This window comes from Streptomyces sp. NPDC046261, assembly GCF_040646235.1.
GTDB lineage: Bacteria > Actinomycetota > Actinomycetes > Streptomycetales > Streptomycetaceae > Streptomyces.
This window is the reverse complement of sequence record NZ_JBEYZU010000018.1, coordinates 84126-104872: the sequence shown is the minus strand read 5'-3', so window position 1 is coordinate 104872 and position 20747 is coordinate 84126. Positions and strand designations below refer to the sequence as shown.

Genomic DNA, 20747 nt, shown 5'->3' with positions numbered 1-20747 from the left:
CCGAAGGCGGTTCTCGGATCGCCCGTCCCATGATCCGGCTTCGAGCGCCGGCCCCGTGGTGCGGTTGCCCGTCCGGCGATCCGACTGGGCTCAGGCGTGGCGTGCCAGGGCCGCGATCCGGTCGTGGACGTAGACCTGGGTGCCGGATGTGGCGTCGGCCAGGGACCTGACCATGGCGGTGGCGAGGCGGTCGGCGGCGATGGGCCGGTACCGGCGCAGGGGGCCGGCCAGGATCGGGGTGGTCAAGGGGGCCAGGGCGGTCATGACGCGTTCGCCGGGGCGGTTCTCGGTGCGGTGGCCCAGCAGGAGTGAGGGCCGGAAGATGTGTGTGCTCTCGAATCCGAGGTCGGTGATGTCCCTCTCGGTGTCGCCCTTGACCCGGAGATAGAACTGCCGGGCACGGGGATCGGCGCCGATCGAGGAGCACAGGGCGATGCCGCGGGCGCCGGCCTGGCGGGCATGGCGGGCGACAGCGACGGTGTAGTGCTGGTCGACGGCGCGGAAGGCTTCCTGTGATCCGGCCTTCTTGATGGTGGTGCCCAGGGTGCAGTACACGTCGTCGACCGCGGGCACGTCGTCGGCGCCGAGGGCGGCGAAGTCCACGGTCCGGACATCGAGTTTGTCGTGGGTGAGCGCCAGTGGACGGCGGGCAAGCACGGTGACGTGGGTGTAGCGGGGGTCGCCGAGCAACTGGGTGAGCAGGTGGTGGCCGACGAGGCCGGTGGCTCCGGCCAGCAGCGCGCTACGGGTCGACATCGAAGAACCTCTCGCGGCGAGCATGGAGCCCGGGTGACGGTCGGGGCGAGTGAGGTTACCGGACGCACCAGCGCGAGGGCGTTGTCGGGCGCCGGTCGTAGCGGGTAGCTGACGGTTTCACGCCCGGAGCAGGCAGCCGCCCCGGGGTGCCCTTCGTGCGGTACGAGGCCGTGGTGGCTCGGCCCGAGGCGTCGGTGCAGTGGTAGGTCCCGTCCACGGTGACAGATGGTCATCCACCGGCGTTTCCGTGCGGGACGTCCAGGATGATGTCGGCGGCGCGGGCGCGGACGTCGACGGGGGTGCGGCCAGGGTGCTCGGCGGCCAGGAAGTGGTGGCCGATGGCCAGGCAGAAGGCGAGCAGGCTGCGGGCCTCGACCTCGTCCGGGTCGGAGCAGAAGGTGCCGATCATTTCGCGCGCCAGCTGCATCCGCTGGTTGTCGACCCGGCGCAGGCGTTCGGCGACCTTCTTGTCGCGCCGGGCCCAGTCGCGGATCGCCAGTTCGGTGAGCAGGCGGTCGCCGGAGAAGGTCAGTTGCCCGGCCAGCCGGATCCGGTCACGGGCGTCGCCACCGGTGCGCTCGACCTGTTGCAGCACATCGTTGACGCTCTCGCGCTCCCAGGTGTCGAGCATCTCCTCCAGCAGCGCGTCACGGTCGGCGAAGTAGCCGTAGAAGCCGCCCTTGGTCACCCCCAGCGCCTTGGCCAGTGCTTCGACCCGCACCGCGTCCGCACCGCCTGCGGCCAGTGCCCGCAAGCCCTCCTCGATCCACTTCTCGCGCGGCGTACGCAAGGCACCCATCTGTGGCCCACTTCACTCTCACGATCGGCTGTACGGCGCCGTACAACAGGTCTAGCCTCAACTCATACGGCAGCGTATATCCCGAGAGCGGAGACCGTCATGTCATTTGGTTTTGTCGCCTTCCACTACCCGGCCCCCGAGCACGTCGAGGAGTTCGTCGGCCAGTGCCACCAGGTCGCCGAGGCGGCACGGAAGCAGCCGGGCTTCCTGTCCGTAGGGGTCTGGGTCACCGAGGACGGCGACGCCGTCGTCACCACCGGCGCGTACGAGTCCGAGGAGGCGTTCCGGGCCGCGGCCGAGGTCGCCCGCGAGATGGGCGCGACGCCCGACGGCTTGAGCGACCTGGAGATCAAGCCCCGCCGGGTCCACTTCCTTCGGTCGCGGTAGGGAGGGCGGTGTCGGCCATGAGGCTCCCGCCGGAACGGCCGACACCGACCAGCGGTGCGGACCCATGAGATCGCCCCCGGTGTCCGGGAGGAACTCCGGTCGCTTCCTACGGGTCATCCCTCGGCATTGGCTTCCAGGCAGGTCAGCTCGATGTCGTCGATGACCGCCTCGCTCGTCTTGCGGCTCAACTGGGCTATCGTCTCGATCCCGACGGCCGTCCACCCCGCCAGGCTCATGACCAGCACCCGCAGCCCGTCCGTGCCGTGCTTCGCCAGCACGGCGTCGGCGACGGCGAGTGCTTCCTCCGGCACCCGTTCCGCGGGCTCGAGACCGACCGTGGTGCGCATCAGGCCGATCGTCACATGGGAGATCTCCGGCGCGATCGCCCGCAGCCGCCGGTCCTCTTCCTCGTCCATCCGCCCCTCCTTGCCCCTTACTTGGGAGCACAGTAGGGCAGGGGAAGCGGGGCGGCGGAGATCTTCCGCGGTTTCCGGCCGCGAACGGACAGTTCCCCGCCCGCGCCGGCTGCCGGCAGTCCTGCCCGAAGGGGCGGGAGCCGCTGCGAAGGCTTCCGGCGTCACGGGGTGGGGAACGGCTCTGTGCATCAGGGATCCAGTGAGCAGCGTCATGCGTGGCGCGACGGAAGGGACCTGCGATGTCAGAGCTATCGGGCGAGCGGCTGTTGGTCGTGTCGGACGAGGTGCGGGAGGCACTGGACCGCCGCCGGGCGGTGGTCGCTCTCGAGTCGACGATCATCGCGCACGGCCTGCCCCGGCCGCGGAACCTGCGGGTGGCGGAGGAGCTGGAGGAGCTCGTACGGGCCGGCGGGGCCGTCCCCGCGACGGTCGCGGTGCTGGACGGGAAGCCCCGTATCGGGCTGGACAAGACGCAATTGGCGCGGGTGGCGGGCGAGGACGGGCTCCGTAAGCTGGGGCACCGGGATCTGGCGCCGGCGGTGGCTGGCGGGGCGAGCGGGGCGACGACGGTGTCCGGGACCGCCTTCCTCGCGGCACGGGCCGGGATCCGCGTCTTCGCGACCGGCGGCCTGGGCGGGGTCCATCGCGAGTGGGCGCAGACCCAGGACGAGTCGGCTGACCTGCGCCTGCTGGCGAAGGAGCGGATCGCGGTGGTCTGCGCGGGGGTGAAGTCGGTCCTGGACGTGCCGGCGACACTCCAGCGCCTGGAGACGCTGGGCGTCGGTGTGCTGGGCTTCCGGACGACGCGGTTTCCGGGCTTCTATCTCAGCAGCTCGGGCGAACCGGTCGACTGGACGGCCGGGTCGGCGGCGGAGGTGGCCGATGTGCTGCGCGCTCAGGACGCCCTCGGCGGTCCGCCGTCGGCCCTGATCGTCGCTAACCCCGTACCGGAAGCTCAGCAGCTCGACCCGGCTCTGCACGATCGGGTGCTGGCCGAGGCGCTGACGGCGTGTGCGCGGGACGGGGTCAGGGGGCAGGCGGTCACCCCCTTTCTCCTGGACTACCTCGTCCGGCATACGAACGGCGCGTCCCTGGAGGCCAACGTGGCCGCGGTGCGGGGCAACGCGCGGCTGGCGGCCGAGATCGCCAGGGCGTACGCCTCGTGACCGGCGTCAGGAGCGGTGCGCTGCTCGTCGTCGGTGACGTGGTGACCGATGTCGTCGCCCGTCACCGCACACCACTCGCCCCCATGACCGACACGGCGGCCCGCATCACGACCCTTCCGGGCGGCGCCGGCGCCAACGTGGCCTGCTGGGCCGCCCACTGGGGCACCCGGGACGTGCGCATTCTGGCCCGGGTGGGCGCCGACGCGGCGGAGGGACACGAGCGTGCCCTCCGCACGGCCGGTGTCCGCCCGCACCTGGTGATCGACGCCGAGGTCCCCACCGGCACGGTGATCAGTCTGGTCGGCGCGGACGGCGAACGGACGTTCCTCACCGACAGCGGGGCGGTGCTGCGACTGTCGGCCGCCGACTGGAGCGACGAACTGCTTGCCGGAGTCGGCCATCTGCACGTCTCCGGCTACCTGTTCTTCGCCGACGCCAGCCGCGCGCTCGCCCGGCTGGCGTTCGAGGCGGCCCGGGCGCGCTCCGTGCCCGTCAGCGTCGACCCGGCCTCCGCGGGCTTCATCGCCGGCTTCGGGGTGGGCCGCTTTCTCGCGGCCGTCGAGGGGGCGGACGTCCTCCTGCCCAACCACGACGAGGCCGCGCTCCTGTCCGGCCTGGCCGAGCCGGCCGAGGCGGCGGCCGAGCTGAGCCGCCGCTTCCCGCTCGTGGTCTCCACCCAGGGGCCCCGGGGCGCGCTGGTGGCCTCCTCGGGCGCGGTCGTCGCCAAGGTCCCGGCCGAGCCCGCCGCCGCGGTGGACACCACGGGCGCGGGCGACGCCTTCACCGGAGCCTTCCTCTCCGCCCGCCTGGCAGGCGGCGGTCCGGCGACAGCCGCACGCCAGGGCTGTCTCGCCGGCGCCGAAGCGGTCACGCTCATCGGCGGCCGGCCCCGGGGTCCCGCATAGCCGACCCGCACCGGGGCCCTGTGCCCTGTGCCCCTGTGCCCTGTGCCCCTGCCGAAGCATGGGCGGCGGCACGGACCGTGCGCCTCACCCATCTGCACGTACGCATGAGCATGCGTGACGGGGAGTCGGGAAGTGATGCCGGGAAACGATCGGAGGCAGTCATGGCAGGTTTTCTCGACCGGGCCAAGGAGCAGGCTCAGAACGCCCTGAACCAGGGCAAGCAGAAGGTGGACGAGGTCCAGCAGCAGCGCGCCGGCAATGATCTGCTGAAGCGACTCGGTGCGGCGTACTACGCCGAGCGGCACGGCAGTGGGTCCGCGCAGGCCACTCAGGATGCCCTCGCCGCCCTGGAATCCCACATCGCCACTCATGGGGACGGGTTCCTGCGCGGAGCCTGAGCCCGCGGACCTTGGCCCGTACGTACGAGGATCCGGCACGCGGCGGCATCTCGCCGCGTGCCGGCCCACCTGAACATGCCCGTCCGTTGTTCGGTTTCCGCCCGCTTCCTCGGGCGCAGTATCGAGAGGGTGGCACAGCGGAGGGGAGAACCATGACCGTGATCGTCGGGCTCATACACAACGGGCGGGTGCACCTGGGCGGGGACTCGGCCGGTGTCTCCGGCCTCAGGATCACCGTGCGGCGGGATCCGAAGATCTTCCGCAATGGTCCTTACGCCATGGGGTTCACCACCAGCTTCCGTATGGGGCAGCTCTTGCACCACGCGTTCAAAGCGCCCCAGCCCAAGGGCGACTTGGACCGGTTCATGGCCACTGCCTTCGTCGACAAGCTGCGTAAGTGTCTCAAGGACGGCGGCTGGGCGAGCAAGGACTGCGAGCAGGAGAAGGCCGGGACGTTCCTTGTCGGTGTACACGGCCGCCTGTTCGCCGTCCACGAGGATTATCAGATAGCCGAGCCCGCCGACGGGTACGCGGCGGTGGGGTGCGGGGACGAATTCGCGCTCGGCGCTCTGCACGCCACCGCGGGCCTGGATATCGCACCACGTAAGCGTCTGGCATTGGCTCTCGCGGCCGCCGGCCACCACAGTGCCGGAGTCTGCCCGCCGTTCAGCTACGTCACCGCGCGAAAGCGCCCCTCCTGATCAGGAGGGAGCACCGCTCTCGTCCGGCCCATCGTCGGGCCGGACTCGACCGGCGGCTCAGGCGAGTTCTCTGCGGACCAGGACCCTGAAGTCGGTGGCCGACGGCCGCCTCGGCCAGCTGTTCTGGCGTCACGGAGGAAGCCCAGCGTGATGTGGATGTGTTCGCGCTGCTGCGACCCATCTGCCCGAGCCATACGGGAACAGGGTCGGGGAACGCGTACCCGCACCAGCTTGGCCCGCTCCTGGCCGGTACGGCACACCGGGCACCGCCGAACGAGGGCGCGGGCGCGGCCGGACGACGCCGCCCGTACGCCGCCCGCATGCCGCCCGCACGTCGTCATCGGCCCGACGTGTCGCCGTCGACCGGGCTTGCGCCGCGCATAGGATCACACCGGCCCACCGGATGAAATCCGGCTTATGCCTCTATATCAGTCACACCTGGATCATTGTCGGCTGGTGGCTTCGCAAGCGCACGGAAAGTGAGTGGTGGCCATGGACGAATCCGCCCCCGGGGCGCGGGCGGCGGCGGGCTCGCCCGGCCGGCCCGTCCGGGTGCCGGTGTCCCTGCGGGTGAACGGCGTCGAACAGCGGCTCGAGGTGGACACGCGCACCACGCTGCTGGACGCCTTGCGCGAGGGGTTGCGGCTGACGGGCACGAAGAAGGGCTGCGACCAGGGGCAGTGCGGAGCGTGCACCGTGCATGTCGACGGAAAGCGGGTGCTGTCCTGTCTCACGCTCGCCGCGTCCGCCGACGGCCGTGAGGTACGGACGATCGAGGGGCTCGGGCGGGAGGGCGCGCTGCACCCGGTGCAGGAGGCGTTCGTCAGGCACGACGGTTTCCAGTGCGGGTTCTGCACCCCGGGGCAGATCATGTCGGCCGTCGGCCTGATCGAGGAAGGGCGAGCGGGCTCCGAGGAGGACGTCCGGGAGTTCATGAGCGGCAATCTCTGCCGCTGCGGCGCCTATCCGAACATCGTGGCGGCCATTCGCGAGGCGGCCGGGGCGGGTGGTGGAGGTCATGCGTAGTTTCGTCTACGCCCGGCCGGAGACCATCGACGGCGCGGTCTCCGAGATGACGGCGGAACCGGGCGCCGCCTACCTCGCCGGCGGCACCACTCAGGTGGACCTGATGAAGGACGAGGTGCTCCGCCCCGTCCGTCTGGTGGACATCACCCGGTTGCCGCTGCGCGAGGTCTGGAGCGACGGCGACGCGCTCGTCGTAGGAGCACTGGTCTCGATGGAGGAGCTGGCCGGGCACCCGGTGGTGACGGAGCGACTGCCCCTGCTGCGGGAGGCGCTCCTCATGGGCGCCACGCCGCAGCTGCGGCACATGGCGACGATGGGCGGCAACCTCCTGCAGCGGACGCGGTGCCGCTATTTCCGCGACCCGAGCGTGCCCTGCAACAAGCGGGAACCCGGCGCCGGCTGCGGCGCGATCGACGGCTTTCACCGGACGCACGCGGTGCTGGGCACGAGCGCGCACTGCATCGCCACCCACCCTTCCGACGCGGCCGTCGCCCTGCTCGCCCTGGGAGCCGAGGTGCGTGTCCGGGGCGGGGAGGGCGAACGGGTGGTGCCACTGACGGACTTCTACCGGCTGCCCGGCTCCACCCCGCACGTGGAGACCGTCCTGGAACACGGCGAGCTGATCACCCATCTGGAGATCCCGCTGCTGCCCCGGGGTGCCCGTTCCGGCTATCTGAAGGTCCGCGACCGTGCCAGCTACGAATTCGCCCTCGCCTCGGTGGCCGCGGCCCTCGTCGTCGAGGACGGGACGATCCGCCGGGCGCACTTGGCCCTGGGCGGGCTCGGCACCGTTCCCTGGCGGGTGCCGCGGGCCGAGGAGCTGCTGCGGGACGCCGCGCCGGGCGAGGAGTCCTTCGCCGCGGCCGCGGACGCGGCTCTGGCCGGCGCGGTGGCACGGCCGGACAACGGTTTCAAGATCGAGCTCGGCAGGAGAGCCGTCGTCCGGATGCTGAGCACCCTCGCGAAGGAGTCGTGAGCCATGGACCGTTCCGCGCGGACGGGCGCCCCGTCACCGGTCCTCGGCGAGTCCGGTGAGGGCCGGTCCGCCCCGGTGATCGGCGCGGGCGTCGACCGCGTCGACGGCCCGCTCAAGGTGTGCGGCCGCGCCACCTATCCCACGGACGTCGACCTGCCGGATCTCGCGCACGCGGTCCTGGTGCAGAGCACCGTCGCGGCCGGGCGCGTGACCGCCGTCGACACCACGGCGGCCGAGGCCGCGCCGGGCGTGCTGGCGGTCCTCACCCACGAGAACGCACCCCGGCTGGCCACGGGCGGCGAGGACCGGCCCTGGCCCCCGCCGCCGCCCCCGTTGCAGGGAGACCGGATCCATCACCACGGCCAGAACGTCGCCGTAGTGGTGGCCGGGACCTTCGAGGAGGCGACCGAGGGCGCCCGGCTGGTCCGGGTCGACTACGAGGCCGGCGACCCGGTGGTCGACCTCGACGATCCCCGGGCCGAGCACGTCCGGGACCCCTTCGGCACCGACGGCGGAACAGGCGACGCCGCCTCCGCGCTCTCCACCGCGCCGGTGCGTCTCGAACAGACCTACCGGACCGCCGCGAACACCAACAACCCCATGGGCCCCTTCGCCACCGTCGCCATCTGGGACGGTGACCGGCTGACCGTCCACGACGCCACCCAGGGCCCCAGCAGCACGCGGACCGACCTCGCCGCGATCTTTGGCATCCCCCCGGAGCGCGTCCGCGTCCTGGCGCCCTTCATCGGCGGCGGCTTCGGCGCGGGGCTGCGCACCTGGCCGCACACCGTCCTGGCCGCGGTCGCCGCACGCCACGTGGGACGTCCGGTGAAACTCGTACTGACCCGCAAGCAGATGTTCACTTCGATCGGACACCGCCCCGACACCCGGCAGACCGTCAGGATCGGCGCCGAACGCGACGGCCGGATCGCCGCCGTCGACCACGAGTCCTGGCAGACGGTATCGGTCGCGGACACGAACCCCTACGAGAACGTCGCCACGGTCGCCCTGTCGAACTACGCCGCCCCCCATATCTCCGCCCGCGACATCCAGGTCCGGGTCAACGTCCCCGCCCCCGGCTCCATGCGCGCCCCCGGCGAGGCCCAGGGCACGTTCGCGCTGGAGAGCGCGATGGACGAGCTCGCCCGCGAGCTGGACATGGACCCCGTCGAACTGCGGCTGCGCAACTACGCCGGGACGCACCCGGTGACCGGACAGCGCTGGTCGAGCAACGGCCTGCGCGAGTGCTATCGCGTCGGCGCCGAGAAGTTCGGCTGGTCGCGGCGCGACCCCGAGCCGCGCTCGATGCGCAAGGGGCCCCTGCTGGTGGGCTATGGCATGGCGGGGACGTCGTTCTTCTTCGCCCAGGGGACCTGCACGGCCCGGATCACGGTCGGCCGCGACGGCGGCGCGGTGGTGCGGAGCGCGGGCATGGACCTGGGCACCGGCACGTACACCGTGATGACGCAGCTCGCCGCCGAGCTGCTCGGCCTGCCGCTGCACCGTGTGCGCACGGTCCTCGGCGACAGTTCGCTGCCGCAGGCCCCCTCGGCCGGCGGCTCCGGGCACGTCGGCGCCCTGGGCTCCGCGATCCACGCCGCCTCCCGCGAACTCGTCCGCGCCTTCCTGGAGCTCGTCGGCGACGACGCGGCCTCGCCGCTGCGCGGTGCGGACCCCGACGGCGTACGCGTCGCGGACGGCCGCATCCTCCGCCAGGACACCGGACAGGGCGAGAGCTACGCGGACATCCTCACCCGGCACGGCCGGGAGGAACTGACCGCCGACGGCACCGCCGAGCCGCCCGCCAAGGACAAGGGCGTGGTCCCCACCGGCCCGCACGCCGCCAAGTTCGCGGAAGTCCACGTCGACGCCGACCTCGGCGTCATCCGGGTCGCCCGCCTGGTGACCGCGGTGCACTGCGGACGTGTCCTCAACGAGAAGACCGCGCGCAGCCAGCTCATTGGCGGCACCGTCGGCGGCATCGGCATGGCCCTGCTGGAGGACACGGTCACCGAGCCCCGCACCGGACGCATCGCCAACGCCACGTTCGGCGACTACCTCATCCCCGTCAACGCCGACATCCCGGCCCTGGAGGTGTACTTCGTCGGCGGCCCGGACACCCTCAACCCCAACGGCACCAAGGGCTGCGGGGAGATCGGCGTGTCCGCCACGGCCGCCGCCATCGCCAACGCCGTCCACCACGCCACCGGCCGGCGCGTCCGTAAGCTGCCCATCACCGTCGAAGACCTCCTCTGAGCATGCTGGGAATCGCCCGCGAGCTCAGCCGGTGGTGCGCCACCGGGACCGGCTTCGCCGTCGCCACGGTGGTCGGCGCGGACGGCAGCGTGCCGCGGCGTCCAGGGGCGGCCCTCGCCGTCGACGCCCACGGCACGGCGGTGGGATCCGTCTCCGGCGGATGCGTGGAGGCCGCCGTCTACGAGCTGTGCCGCCGAGCCCTGGACAGCGACGAGACCCTGCTCGAACACTTCGCCTACGACGAGGACGACCCCTTCGCCGCGCACCTGCCCTGCGGCGGCGCGACCGATGTCCTGGTCACGCCCGTGCGCGGCGGCTCCCCCGACGCCGCGACGCTCTCGGCCGCGCTGACGGCCGCGGTGGGCGGGGAGGCGGTGGCCGTCGTCCGCGCGGTCGACGGACGGGGGGAGGCCTCCGCGCTGACGGCCGCGGTGGGCGGGGAGGCGGTGGCCGTCGTCCGCGCGGTCGACGGACGGGACGCGGCCCGCGGCCGCCTCCTGCTCGTCCGCGCCGACGGCTCGCAGCGCGGCACCCTCGGCGGCGGTACGGAGCTGGACCGCGCGGCCGCCGCACAGGCCCGGGCCATGCTCGCCGCCGGCCGCACGCGCACGGTCCGTGTCGCCGCCGGCGGCTCGCCGTGCGGGTCGGCCCTCACCGTACTGATCGAGACCACCGCCCCGCCGCCGCGGCTGCTCGTCTTCGGTGCCAACGACTTCGCCGCCGCGCTCGTCGACGTCGGCGCGTTCCTCGGCTTCCACGTGACCGTGTGCGACGCACGGGCCGTCTTCACCACGCCGGCGCGGTTCCCGCGCGCCGACGAGGTCGTCGTCGCCTGGCCGCACCGCTACCTCGAAAGCCAGCGCCTCGACGCCCGGTCCGTGCTGTGCGTGCTCACCCACGACGCCAAGTTCGACGTGCCGCTGCTGCAACGGGCGTTGCGCCTGCCCGTCGCCTACGTGGGCGCGATGGGCTCACGCCGCACCCACCACGAGCGCCTTCGCCGGCTGCGCGCGGCGGGCCTGACCGAGGCGGAACTGGCGCGGCTGCGCTCCCCCGTCGGTCTCGACCTGGGTGCCTGTACGCCCCAGGAGACGGCCCTGTCCATCGCCGCCGAGATCATCGCCGAACGCCACGGGGGCACCGGGCTGCCCCTCACCGGCACCAGCGCGCCCCTTCACCGTGACCCGGCCGGCGGGGGCCGGGAAGGGCTGGTCGGGGTGGATCGGGTCGCCCGTTAGGGTGAACTGATCAATCTTTCACGAAAGGCCCGCAGCTCAAGGTGACCGCGTCACGCCCCCACGCCCTGTTCTCCTTCGGCACGTTGAGGGACGAGCGGGTCCAGACCGCTCTCTTCGGCCGACCCGTGCCCAGCTCCCCGGCGTCGCTGGCCGGCTATACGACCAGGCCCCTGCCGATCACCGATCAGGCCGTGATCGCCGCGAGCGGCCTCGACGTACACCTGACCCTGGAGCGCAAGATCGGCGCCGTGGTCGAGGGCGCCGTCCTGCGCCTCACCGACCAGGAGCTCGCCGCAGCCGATGCCTACGAAGTCGACGACTACGCCCGCCGACGGGTGCTCCTCTCCTCCGGGGAGAGCGCCTGGGCCTACCTGGACGCGAAGCCGCTGCGCTCGGCAGCGCGCATCGTGATCGTGGGCGACAGCATCGCCTACGGACGCTGTGATCCGCGGGGAGGATGGGCAGCCCGTCTGGCGGCCGCCCACATCGCCGGGAACGAGGCCGAACACCGGGTCTTCAACCTGGCCATCCCCGGCAGCACCCTGACCGATGTCAGCGAGCAGACCCCTGCGCTGCTGGCTCCCCGACTGCCCGACACCGTCCTTGTCGCCGCCGGCATCAACGACTCCGCCCTGCCGCTCCCCGCCTCGCAGGCTCCTCGCGACGGGCTGGCGCAGGTCGCGGACAGTCTCGGCTCGCTGGCTGCCACGGCCCTGAGCCACAATGCGCGACTGGTCGTCGCGGGACCGCTATGGGTCGATGAAGAACGCACCGGCGACTATGAGGGCCTGCGATTCACCCGGGCGCGAGCGCTGGCGCTCCGCGAGTGCATGCAGTCCTGGTGCGACGCGAACCACGTCGACTACCTGGACATGTGGGAACCGCTGCGGGGGAACCCGGACCTGTTCGTCGACGGCCTGCACCCCACTTCCGAAGGCCACCAGGCCCTCTACCGGCACCTGGAGGCTCTCAGCCGCTGAGCCTGGCGGCGGGGTACGTCGAGCCCGAGCCCGTCCGCGGAGAGGCATTCTGCGGCGGCGAGGTTGCGCGAGGGGCGGGCCACGCGGATGTGCGCCGGGGAGTCGATCACGTCGATCACACCGAGCCCTCGAGGGCGGCGCGCCATGCCGGGCTGTCGACGTAGTGGTTGTCGAAGCGTTCCGCGGACTCCGCGATCTCCTTCGGATCGGCTTCGCCGCGCATCACCCTGCCGAGCAGGCGCAGGTAGTCGAACCGGCCCATGCCCGGGGTGAAAACGAACAGGACGTCCGCCTCGGCGCCGGGTGCCGCGGCGAAGGCGTGGGGGGTGTGCGGCGGCACCGCCAGGAAGTCGCCTTCGTTCAGGACGGTGACCTCCTCCCCCACCAGCACCTGAAGGGCTCCGCTGATGACGAAGAACAGTTCCGTCGCCTTGGTGTGGAAGTGGGCCGGCGCGCCCACGGCCCCCTTGGCGAAGGTGGACCGGTAGCTGGTGAAGCCGCCCCCCGTGCTGTCCGAATCAGCCAGCAGGGTCATCACACTGCTCGGGTCGGCACAGGTCTCAGCGTCCGCGCAGCGGGTCAGTACCGGCGGGAAAGGCATCGTCATCGTGGATCCGTTTCGCTTGTCGTCGCTTGTCGTCGTTTCTGATCATGACTCTACGGCCCGGAGAGACCCGCCGATCAGGTCATTTGAGGGTCGGTCTCGAGGGTCAATTGCCGGCTGCGCCCGCCGCGGCCGCCTGACTGATGTCCCCTATATCCCCCACGCAACGTGCGCGGATCGGCTCGCTCCGGCGTCCGGCGGACGGCCTGAATGCATCGTCGCCGTGAGAGAGCTGGGGCGGCAGGGGCTCCTGGTACACGTGCCGCCAGGTGGCCATTTCGCGCGCTCGCGCCCGGGCGTGGGGCGCGGCAGATTGGGCGGCGCGCTCAGGGCGGGCCCGCCATCGGCCGGCTGCTGCCCTGCCGCCTGTCGGGCGAGGAACAGCAGGGGAAAGGGACGAATTGAGCGGGATTGATGGGCCGTCGGCACCGCAATCGTGGTTCGCGGGGTCGACCCCGACGCGCTCCCGCCGGCTTCCGACCCTCAGGCCGGCTCCGACCCTAGGGCCGGCCACGCCAACCGCGCCGAGCGCACCGCGCGGTCATGAAAGGCCGCCCAGACGCCCGACGGGATCGCCACGCTCAACCCGCGTCTGAACTCGACGCATCCGGCTGCGGTGGTCCGGCGCACACCCCTCCCCGTTGGTCAGGGGTGCCTGGTCACCGCGGATCGAGGTCATCGAGCGGGGCCGGCCGCCCATCTCCGTGGACGCGCTCGCATGCGCCTGGTCGAGGACAGCGCGATCAACATTCCCTCACGCAAAAGGAGACAGGAAAGTGACGGAGTGCATCGAGTCGTATTCGGAGACTCTCGAAGAGTTCCTCAACAAGATCCGGACGTGGTTCGAGGAGGACTACAAGGGTTTCAAGACCTTGTACTGCGCGGCGGTCAAGAACGTGGTGCCGTACCCGGAGGACACGCCGGAAGAGGTGCGCTGCGACTGGAAGAACCAAGGCATCGATTTCCTGTGTCAGTTCTTCACGGACTGGTACAACTGGCAGCCGGGGGTCAACAACGGGCTGGACTACATCGAGAAGTTCAGCTGGCTCAACTACGAGAACGACTACGGCATGGTCTTCGTGACCTGCGGCCCGGGGTACGAGATGACCGCCGACTTCACGAATCTGCAAGGCAAGCAGATGGACGAGGCGGGGCCGAGGGCGAAGGAACTCATCAACAAGTGGATCGATGAGCTCGGTACGAAGCGCATGGACGACTACCAGCCCGATGACTGGCAGACCTTCAATCAGTTCTTCGTCCGGGAGATCAAGAAGGACAGGCGGCCGATCGATGCCCCGGGTGACGACAGCGTGGTGGTCGCCCCGGCCGACTGCGTCATCAACATGATCGTTGATGAGCTGACCGAGACCACGCCGATCCCGGTCAAGACGGTGACCATGAACGTCAGGCAGCTGCTCGGAAACTCCAGCTACGCCGACAGGTTCATCGGCGGTACGGCGGTGTCGTGCATCCTGATGCCCGACAGCTACCACCGGTACCATGCCCCGGTGGCGGGTGAGGCGGTGGAGGCCCGCGATGACATCTGCGGCGTGTACTACGGGATGCGGGACTTCCCCGACCTGCTCGACAAAGGCGATGTCGGCTATGGCTACGACTACGAGATGTTCGATCACTTCCGCCGGGGATACGTGATCATCAGGACCGAGTACCAGGATCGCTTCGGACACCGGGACGGCGAAGGATACGTCGGGCTGGTGCCCGTCGGTCTCAACTCCATCGCGTCCGTGAACTTCCTGCCCAAGTTCAAGGGGCTCGACGAGCCGGTCAAGGTCGAAAAGGGAGAGGAGATCGGGAACTTCCTGTACGGCGGGTCGCTGAACATCCTGCTGTTCGAACCCGGCCGGTTCCCCGCGCTCCAACTGCTCCAGGGGCAGCGCATCGGCGTCCTGGAGGATCCGGAACGGTCGACCGGGCTGTTCACCCGCTCCTATTACCGGAAGTCCCTGGGACGCCGTCCGCTGACTCCCTGATCCTGCTGCCGAACGGAGGGTGAACCATGTACGCAGACCTTGTCGCCTCGATTCCGGCGAACATACTCAACACCCAGCGCATCGCCTTCTCCACCAAGGACACCACTAAAGTGCGCTCCTACGCCGGGCACGTAGACATCGACAGCACGGAGAATCCGGGGACCGAGAACCACCTGTTCTACTGGTTCTTCGAGAGCCAGACCTGCAACCCCAACGTCGCGGTCCAGGACCAGCAGGAGCTGATCAGCCGCACACCACTGCTGATCTGGCTCAACGGCGGGCCCGGCGCCTCCTCGCTGCTGGGACTGTTCCTGGAGAACGGGCCGCTGTCCATCGACGACGATGCCGTCGGGACGATATCCGTGAGCCCCGACACCTGGAACCAGGAGGCGCACGTCGTCTTCTGGGACCAGCCCATCGGCACCGGATACAGCTACTCCGACGCCGGAGAGTACGTCAAGGACGAGAGCACCCTCAGCCGGATGTTCTGGGAGGGCCTGCAGAAGTTCTTCAGCCTGCACCCGGAGTACGCGCAATGCCCCCTGTACGTCTGCGGCGAGAGCTATGCCGGCAAGTACGTGCCGGCGATCGCCCTGGAAATCGATGAGCGGAACAGCCGAAAGGCGGGTGAACATCACCTCAATCTGCAGGGGATCGCCGTTGGCAACGGCTGGATCAAGCCCGAGCTCTCGCTCCGCATTCTCATCGACTACGCCTATACGACCGGGTTCCTCGGCATCAGTCAGAGGGACTCCCTGTACGAGGCCTACGGCGCCTTCAAGGAAGCCCTCGACGCGAAGGACATGAAGACGGCCACCGAGCGTGGCAACAAGCTGGTGGACAAGGTCCGGGCGTACGGCGGGAACTTCGACCTCTACGACGTGCGGCGCTGGGACGATTTACCCATGGGGGCGCTGCGCGCCTACCTGGACAGCGAGGAGGTGAAGAAGTCCTTGCACGTCCATACGGACGTCACCTGGCAGTGTACCGACAATGACGGCCCGGTGGCCGCAGCGCTGGTGACGGACAACATGGCGGACCGCTCGGGGTGGTACACCGACATCATCGACAAGGGCTACAAGGCCCTTCTCTACACCGGGAACTTCGACACCGCCTGCGGGTACCAGAGCACCGAGGAGATGCTGGACGACCTCATGAAGCAGAAAGGCGAGCACGAGTACGCGGCGTGGCGCAACGCTCCCCGCCTGATATGGACGCAGGCGCAGGGAAACCCGAAGGGATTCGTCCGCAGCCACGGGAAGCTGACCCAGGTCAGCGTGCCCGACTCCGGACACCAGGTGCCGTCCTTCCAGCCGCAGATCTGCCGGGAGATGCTCTACAACTGGCTCTTCGACCGCCCCTTCTCCGGCTACGACCCGCAGCAACCGCTCAAGCAGTGTGACGTCAACGCCGGTCTCCCGACGGAGTGAGCGCACCCGCACCGGCCGTCCGGGTACCGACCCGGGCGGCCGGTCGCGGAGCCGTTGCCGGGGCGGCGCGGTCGTGGCGCGGCGCGATCGTGGTGACGGCCGTGGCGGCCGTGGCGGCCGTGGCGGCCGTGGCGGCCGTGGCGGGCCTGTCAGGCGCGGCTCGATGCCGGCTCCGGCTCCGGCTCGGCGAGGGGCGCTGCGGCGCGGCGGGGCAGCAGCAGCGGGGTGGCCAGCAGGAGCACGCCGGCCAGGCCGATGGCCGTGCGCGGGCCGAGCAGGCCGCCCAGTACGCCCCATGCGGCGGTCAGGAGCGCGGTCGTGGCTTTGGTCGTCACCGCCCAGGCGGACAGCGTGCGGGCGACCCGGTCGTTGGCGGTGCGTTCGAGGCGGTAGGTGGCGTAGACGGGGTTGAAGATGCCGCAGCAGAAGATGAGCCCGAGTTCGACGCCCATCACCAGCAGCAGCCCTCCGGTGCCCGGCCCCAGGAAGGCCAGGCCGATGGGCCAGATCGCGCGTAGGGCCCCGGCCGCAACCAGGACTTGGTGCTGTCCGAATCGGGTGACAAGCGGTCGGGCCAGGCGCGCACCGAGCAGCCCGCCGATCGAGGGGACGGCGAAGGCGAGGCCGTACTGCCACGGGGCGAACCCGAGTGGGCCGAGCATCAGGACGGCCATCAGTGGCTGTGTGGCCATCACCAGGCCGTTGAACAGGGCGGTGTTGAAGAACAGCGGACGCAGCGTCGCGTCGGCGAGGATGTACCGCCAGCCGTCGAGGAGGTCCCCGGCCCGCATGCGCGCGGCCTCTTGGCGCTCAGGCCGAGGCTCGTGCCCGCCCATCGCGCGGATGCCCAGGGCCGAGAGCAGGTAGCTGACCGCGTCGGCCACCACCGTCGCCACCGGGCCGAGGAACCCGATCGCCGCGCCGCCCAGCGGCGGTCCGATGATCGTGGTCGTCCAGGCCGTGGACTCGAATCGGGCGTTGGCGACGAGCAGGTCCTCGGCCGGCAGCAGCGTCTTGAGGTAGGCGCCGGAGGCGGCGCGGAAGGTGATGTCGGCCGCCGCGACGACGACCGAGACCAGCAGGAGCTGGACGAAGGTGAGGACGCCGAGCGCGAACGCGGTGGGGATCGTCAGCAGCGCCGCGAACCGCACCAGGTCCATCGCGATCAGCACCTGCCGCTTGCGGCGGAACTCCACCCACGGGCCGAGTGGCACCGCCACGGCCGCGCCCACCGCGGCCCCCACGGAGGAGAGTGCGGCGACCTCGGCCGGCCCGGCGTGCAGCACCTGGATGGCGATCAGCGGGAACGCGCCGAAGGCGAGCCAGGTGCCGAGCGCGCTGGTCCCGTACGCTCCCCAGAGCCACCCGAACCGCCGCCCCAACCGGTGCCCGTTCCGCATGTCCGACGTCCTCTCCCCCACTCGCCCGCATTCACGTGCACAACCGATTCGCGATCGGAAGTATCAAAGCGAGCACCTTGTCCGGGGATCAAACAACCGTAAGGCTGCCCGGCCACAACCAATGGTTGTACACATAGGGTGTCGGCATGGACCTCGATACCGTCCGGACGTTCGTCGCCGCCGCCGACGCGGGGCAGTTCCGGGAGGCCGCCGCCGAGCTGGGGGTCACCCAGCAGGCTGTCTCCAAGCGCATCGCCGCGCTGGAGCGCGACCTCGGCGTGCGGCTGTTCACCCGCACGCCGCGCGGCGCCGAGCTCACCATCGACGGGCAGGCGTTCCTGCCTCACGCCCGGGAGCTGCTGCGCGTCGCCGGCCGGGCCGTCGAGTCCGTACGCACCGGCCGCCGTCCCCTGCGCGTCGACGTGATCAACTCGCGCGGCGCGGCGTCGGGCCTGATGCGCGGCTTCCACCGCGCGCATCCGGAGATCGACCTCGACGTGGTGATGCTGTTCGACATCGACACGGCCGTCGGCGCCATCCGGTCCGGTGCGATCGACGCGTCGTTCCGCGCCGTCGCCACGCCCGGCCGGCCCCTGGCCGAGGACGTCGAGTCCGTCCGGGTGCTCGACGAGCCGCTCCAGCTCCTCACCGGCCCCGCCCACGCGCTGGCCGGCGCCCGGTCGGTGACGCTCGCCCAGCTTGCCGGGCACCGGATCTGGATGCCCGGCATCGTCCCCGGAACCGAGTGGGCCGTCTACTACGACGACCTCGTCGCCGAGTACGGCCTCACCATCGAGGCGACCGGCCCCAACCTCGGCTCCGACGCGCTCCTCGACACCATCGCCGACACCCCTGCCCTGGCCACCTTCATGGGCGAGCACACCAGCCTCGTCTGGCCCGCCGACCACGGCCTGCGCCGCATCCCGGTGACCGACCCCACGCCCGTCTACCCGCACTCCCTCCTCTGGCACCGCGACAACCCCCACCCCGCACTGGCCACCCTCCGCGCCCACCTCGCCGCCACGGTGGCCGACCACGACGCCGCCGGGACCTGGGCGCCGGACTGGGTCGTCCCGCGCTGAACGCGGCCGCGTCGGCGGGCCGGACCGCCCTGTCCCGGCCGATCTGCCCGCACAGCAGCGGCTCCCGGAGATTGCCGTGGTGAGCGGAGACTTTCTCGATCCGCTGCCCCGGCTCGTCCTGTCCGTCGCCGGCGGTCAGGCGCGCACGTGCAGCCCGAAGCCCGTGCGGCCGGCGGGCTCCAGTCCCTCCTTAAGGAGCAACGAGGGGATCTCGTAGTCACCGAAGTTCTGCCGCCGGAACGCGATCGGCTCGGTCGACTCCAGGGTGAGCAGGCGCTGCTCCCATGCCTTGGCGACGTGCTGGTAGTCCTTGCCGGTCATCCGGTCGGCGCCGTACAGCACGAACGGCGGCAGTACTTCGATGCCCGGGTAGTAGAGGATGCCGTGGTGGATCGGGAACAGCAGATCGTCGATGGGGCCGTTGATCCCGCGAGCGGCGTAATGCGACTCCGGGCCGCCGACGGTCACCGACAGCAGGGCCTTCCTGCCCGCCAGGGTGCCTTCGCCGAAGCGCGCGCCGTACCTGGTGTCGCTGTGCTCGCCGACGCCGTACGCGAAGTGGTAGGTGAACACCCGGTCCACCCAGCCTTTGAGGATCGCGGGCATCGTGTACCACCACAACGGGAACTGGAAGATTATCGTGTCGGCCCACAGCAGCTTCTCCTGCTCGGCGAGGACGTCCGGGGTGAGCGTCCCGGCGTCGAAGGCCCGGCCCGAGTCCCGGGCGACCTTCAGTGGAGTTGAGGCTTGGGGGCCGTAGTCCGCGGCGTCCAGGACCGCCTTCCAGTTCATCGCGTACAGATCGCTCACCCGTACTTCGTGGCCGGCGGTCTCCAATGTGGATACCGCGAGGTCCTTCAGCGAGCTGTTGAGCGACTTCGGCTCCGGGTGGGCGTAGACGATCAGCGTCTTCATGAGAACTCCTTCGGATCGGGTGCCTTCGGATCGAGTGCCTTCGATTCTGGGCAGCGCGGCGCCCGGCGTTCAGGGACGCCTCTTCCGTCGGACGGGACTTCCTGGTAACGGCAGGACCACCTTCACGGGCATCACCCGGGCCATACTGGGGGCATGGATGATCTTGCGGGCTTCTTGCGGACCCGTCGTTCCCGGGTCGACCCGACGGCCGTCGGCATCCCCGCCGACAGCCGACGCCGGGTCGAAGGGCTGCGCCGCGAAGAGGTCGCGCACCTGTCCGGAGTCAGCGTCGACTACTACGTACGCCTGGAGCAGGGCCGCGCGACCCAGCCGTCCGAGCAGGTCCTCGACGCGCTCGCCCGCGTCCTCGGCCTCGACGAGACCGAACGCGGGCACCTCTACCGGCTCGCCCGGCAGCGCCGCCGCCGCGCGAAGGCGCCGGGCGGGCGGGTCCGGCCGGAGCTGCTGCGCGTCCTCGGCCTGGTCGCCGACGCACCCGCGCTGATCATGGACCACCGACTGGACGTGCTCGCCGGGAACCGCCTCGCCGGGCTCCTCTACGGCCGGCCGATGCCGGGCCTGAACACCGCCCGGCACATCTTCCTCGAGGAGGCCGAGCGCGGCCTTTACGCGGACTGGGAGAAATGCACCCTCGATGTGGTCGGGCACCTGCGCCTGGCCGCCGGCAAATACCCCGAGGACCCCCGCCTGGCCTCGCTCATCGGCGAACTGGCGATGGGCAGCGAGCGCTTCCGCCGCCTCTGGGCCCGCGCGGACGTGCGCGCCCGCACACATGGCCGCAAGGCGTTCCGGCACCCGCTGGTCGGGCTGCTGGAACTGCACCAGGAGAACTTCGCACTACCGGACGAATCAGGCATGGAGCTGCTGGTGCTGTCCGCGGCCCCCGGCAGCCCCGCCGAGGACGGGCTGCGCCTGCTCGCGGGCCTGGGCGCGGACATCGGTGACGCGCATCCCACAGTGAACGCGCAGGTCCGGGAGTAACAACACGCCCGGAGCCCTCGGGCATCAGGTACGCATGCGACCTTTCCGGTGGGCGGAAGGGGCTGCGGTGGGTCCTGGTGTCACGGGGCCCACCGTCATCAACCGGTGGTAGTACCCGGGAACATGTGGCTCGCCGATCGGAATGCCGTCGACCTCCACCCAGGCATGGGCGCGAAACGGCTGGGTGCGCACGCCCGTACACCAGACGGGCCACACGGAAAGCATCCGGCACATCAGCGCCGTGGCCACGGACCGCTGGAGACAGTTCTGGCCGGCACAGCGCGGGTGACGGGCGCGCTCACGGGACGACCAGGTGTGC

At 70.9% G+C, this 20747-nt stretch carries 20 protein-coding genes and 1 pseudogene; 14 read left to right on the top strand and 7 right to left on the bottom strand.

Annotation, left to right across the window (positions count from 1 at the left end):
* Positions 1-90 precede the first annotated feature (90 nt).
* Positions 91-756 carry an NAD(P)H-binding protein gene (locus ABZ956_RS25245; protein WP_361897897.1) on the bottom strand — a complete coding sequence of 222 codons (666 nt, stop codon included), beginning with the start codon at positions 754-756 and terminating at the stop codon, positions 91-93.
* A gap of 229 nt (positions 757-985) precedes the next feature.
* Positions 986-1555: a helix-turn-helix domain-containing protein gene (locus ABZ956_RS25240; protein ID WP_361897894.1), complete on the bottom strand. Its 570-nt coding sequence runs from the start codon at positions 1553-1555 to the stop codon at positions 986-988.
* A 99-nt stretch (positions 1556-1654) separates the two neighbouring features.
* On the opposite strand from ABZ956_RS25240, the gene ABZ956_RS25235 reads away from it, so the two are divergent.
* Positions 1655-1942 carry an antibiotic biosynthesis monooxygenase gene (locus tag ABZ956_RS25235; RefSeq protein WP_361897891.1) on the top strand — a complete coding sequence of 96 codons (288 nt, stop codon included), beginning with the start codon at positions 1655-1657 and terminating at the stop codon, positions 1940-1942.
* A gap of 113 nt (positions 1943-2055) precedes the next feature.
* Here the strand turns inward: ABZ956_RS25235 and ABZ956_RS25230 are convergent, their stop codons facing one another.
* Positions 2056-2358 (bottom strand): hypothetical protein, encoded by a 303-nt coding sequence (locus tag ABZ956_RS25230; protein WP_361897888.1) that lies wholly within the window; start codon positions 2356-2358, stop codon positions 2056-2058.
* 239 nt (positions 2359-2597) lie between these two features.
* Here ABZ956_RS25230 and ABZ956_RS25225 point away from each other — a divergent pair, with 239 nt between their 5' ends.
* The 9 genes from ABZ956_RS25225 (at position 2598) to ABZ956_RS25185 (ending at position 12004) form a co-directional block, all read left to right on the top strand.
* Positions 2598-3524: a pseudouridine-5'-phosphate glycosidase gene (locus ABZ956_RS25225; RefSeq protein WP_361897885.1), complete on the top strand. Its 927-nt coding sequence runs from the start codon at positions 2598-2600 to the stop codon at positions 3522-3524.
* Entirely contained in the window at positions 3521-4429 is a 909-nt protein-coding gene (locus ABZ956_RS25220) for a sugar kinase (RefSeq protein WP_361897882.1), read from the top strand. Before ABZ956_RS25225 ends, ABZ956_RS25220 begins: the two co-directional genes overlap by 4 nt.
* Positions 4430-4590: 161 nt before the next feature.
* Positions 4591-4827 (top strand): hypothetical protein, encoded by a 237-nt coding sequence (locus ABZ956_RS25215; RefSeq protein WP_361897879.1) that lies wholly within the window; start codon positions 4591-4593, stop codon positions 4825-4827.
* Positions 4828-4979: 152 nt separating this feature from the next.
* Complete coding sequence (locus tag ABZ956_RS25210) at positions 4980-5528, top strand: hypothetical protein (RefSeq protein ID WP_361897876.1); 549 nt, start codon at positions 4980-4982, stop codon at positions 5526-5528.
* A gap of 492 nt (positions 5529-6020) precedes the next feature.
* On the top strand, positions 6021-6554 hold the full coding sequence (locus ABZ956_RS25205; protein ID WP_361897873.1) for a (2Fe-2S)-binding protein: 534 nt from the start codon (positions 6021-6023) through the stop codon (positions 6552-6554).
* Complete coding sequence (locus tag ABZ956_RS25200) at positions 6547-7530, top strand: xanthine dehydrogenase family protein subunit M (protein WP_361897870.1); 984 nt, start codon at positions 6547-6549, stop codon at positions 7528-7530. Before ABZ956_RS25205 ends, ABZ956_RS25200 begins: the two co-directional genes overlap by 8 nt.
* 3 nt (positions 7531-7533) lie before the next feature.
* Positions 7534-9786, top strand: a complete 2253-nt coding sequence (locus ABZ956_RS25195) for a xanthine dehydrogenase family protein molybdopterin-binding subunit (protein ID WP_361897867.1) — start codon at positions 7534-7536, stop codon at positions 9784-9786.
* Positions 9787-9788: 2 nt separating this feature from the next.
* Complete coding sequence (locus tag ABZ956_RS25190) at positions 9789-11024, top strand: XdhC/CoxI family protein (RefSeq protein WP_361897865.1); 1236 nt, start codon at positions 9789-9791, stop codon at positions 11022-11024.
* Positions 11025-11065: 41 nt separating this feature from the next.
* The gene (locus ABZ956_RS25185) at positions 11066-12004 is read left to right on the top strand and encodes a GDSL-type esterase/lipase family protein (RefSeq protein ID WP_361897862.1); all 939 of its coding nucleotides are present in this window, start codon (positions 11066-11068) and stop codon (positions 12002-12004) included.
* A 115-nt stretch (positions 12005-12119) separates the two neighbouring features.
* Here ABZ956_RS25185 and ABZ956_RS25180 read toward each other — a convergent pair whose 3' ends face one another.
* Positions 12120-12611: a cupin domain-containing protein gene (locus tag ABZ956_RS25180; RefSeq protein WP_361897859.1), complete on the bottom strand. Its 492-nt coding sequence runs from the start codon at positions 12609-12611 to the stop codon at positions 12120-12122.
* 773 nt (positions 12612-13384) lie between these two features.
* Between ABZ956_RS25180 and ABZ956_RS25175 the strand changes: the two genes are divergently transcribed.
* On the top strand, positions 13385-14599 hold the full coding sequence (locus ABZ956_RS25175) for a phosphatidylserine decarboxylase (protein ID WP_361897857.1): 1215 nt from the start codon (positions 13385-13387) through the stop codon (positions 14597-14599).
* A gap of 26 nt (positions 14600-14625) precedes the next feature.
* Entirely contained in the window at positions 14626-16029 is a 1404-nt protein-coding gene (locus tag ABZ956_RS25170) for a hypothetical protein (protein ID WP_361897854.1), read from the top strand.
* Between the two features lie 149 nt (positions 16030-16178).
* Here ABZ956_RS25170 and ABZ956_RS25165 read toward each other — a convergent pair whose 3' ends face one another.
* A complete protein-coding gene (locus ABZ956_RS25165; protein WP_361897851.1) occupies positions 16179-17429 on the bottom strand; it encodes an MFS transporter in 1251 nt (416 codons plus the stop codon).
* Positions 17430-17575: 146 nt separating this feature from the next.
* Here ABZ956_RS25165 and ABZ956_RS25160 point away from each other — a divergent pair, with 146 nt between their 5' ends.
* Entirely contained in the window at positions 17576-18511 is a 936-nt protein-coding gene (locus tag ABZ956_RS25160; protein ID WP_361897849.1) for a LysR family transcriptional regulator, read from the top strand.
* A gap of 135 nt (positions 18512-18646) precedes the next feature.
* Here ABZ956_RS25160 and ABZ956_RS25155 read toward each other — a convergent pair whose 3' ends face one another.
* A complete protein-coding gene (locus ABZ956_RS25155) occupies positions 18647-19426 on the bottom strand; it encodes an NAD(P)H-dependent oxidoreductase (protein WP_361897846.1) in 780 nt (259 codons plus the stop codon).
* Positions 19427-19579: 153 nt separating this feature from the next.
* Between ABZ956_RS25155 and ABZ956_RS25150 the strand changes: the two genes are divergently transcribed.
* Positions 19580-20428 (top strand): helix-turn-helix transcriptional regulator, encoded by an 849-nt coding sequence (locus ABZ956_RS25150; protein ID WP_361897844.1) that lies wholly within the window; start codon positions 19580-19582, stop codon positions 20426-20428.
* Positions 20429-20452: 24 nt separating this feature from the next.
* On the opposite strand, the pseudogene ABZ956_RS25145 reads toward ABZ956_RS25150, so the two are convergent.
* Positions 20453-20713, bottom strand: a pseudogene (locus ABZ956_RS25145) (lasso peptide biosynthesis B2 protein); the annotation flags it as partial.
* Between the last annotated feature and the right edge of the window lie 34 nt (positions 20714-20747).

Coding starts and splice junctions, on each gene's coding strand:
- ABZ956_RS25240 (WP_361897894.1), bottom strand. CDS start 1,555: ATGGGTGCCTTGCGTACGCCGCGCGAGAAGTGGATCGAGGAGGGCTTG.
- ABZ956_RS25150 (WP_361897844.1), top strand. CDS start 19,580: ATGGATGATCTTGCGGGCTTCTTGCGGACCCGTCGTTCCCGGGTCGAC.
- ABZ956_RS25235 (WP_361897891.1), top strand. CDS start 1,655: ATGTCATTTGGTTTTGTCGCCTTCCACTACCCGGCCCCCGAGCACGTC.
- ABZ956_RS25245 (WP_361897897.1), bottom strand. CDS start 756: ATGTCGACCCGTAGCGCGCTGCTGGCCGGAGCCACCGGCCTCGTCGGC.
- ABZ956_RS25205 (WP_361897873.1), top strand. CDS start 6,021: ATGGACGAATCCGCCCCCGGGGCGCGGGCGGCGGCGGGCTCGCCCGGC.
- ABZ956_RS25230 (WP_361897888.1), bottom strand. CDS start 2,358: ATGGACGAGGAAGAGGACCGGCGGCTGCGGGCGATCGCGCCGGAGATC.
- ABZ956_RS25195 (WP_361897867.1), top strand. CDS start 7,534: ATGGACCGTTCCGCGCGGACGGGCGCCCCGTCACCGGTCCTCGGCGAG.
- ABZ956_RS25180 (WP_361897859.1), bottom strand. CDS start 12,611: ATGACGATGCCTTTCCCGCCGGTACTGACCCGCTGCGCGGACGCTGAG.
- ABZ956_RS25215 (WP_361897879.1), top strand. CDS start 4,591: ATGGCAGGTTTTCTCGACCGGGCCAAGGAGCAGGCTCAGAACGCCCTG.
- ABZ956_RS25200 (WP_361897870.1), top strand. CDS start 6,547: ATGCGTAGTTTCGTCTACGCCCGGCCGGAGACCATCGACGGCGCGGTC.
- ABZ956_RS25210 (WP_361897876.1), top strand. CDS start 4,980: ATGACCGTGATCGTCGGGCTCATACACAACGGGCGGGTGCACCTGGGC.
- ABZ956_RS25225 (WP_361897885.1), top strand. CDS start 2,598: ATGTCAGAGCTATCGGGCGAGCGGCTGTTGGTCGTGTCGGACGAGGTG.
- ABZ956_RS25165 (WP_361897851.1), bottom strand. CDS start 17,429: ATGCGGAACGGGCACCGGTTGGGGCGGCGGTTCGGGTGGCTCTGGGGA.
- ABZ956_RS25160 (WP_361897849.1), top strand. CDS start 17,576: ATGGACCTCGATACCGTCCGGACGTTCGTCGCCGCCGCCGACGCGGGG.
- ABZ956_RS25190 (WP_361897865.1), top strand. CDS start 9,789: ATGCTGGGAATCGCCCGCGAGCTCAGCCGGTGGTGCGCCACCGGGACC.
- ABZ956_RS25155 (WP_361897846.1), bottom strand. CDS start 19,426: ATGAAGACGCTGATCGTCTACGCCCACCCGGAGCCGAAGTCGCTCAAC.
- ABZ956_RS25170 (WP_361897854.1), top strand. CDS start 14,626: ATGTACGCAGACCTTGTCGCCTCGATTCCGGCGAACATACTCAACACC.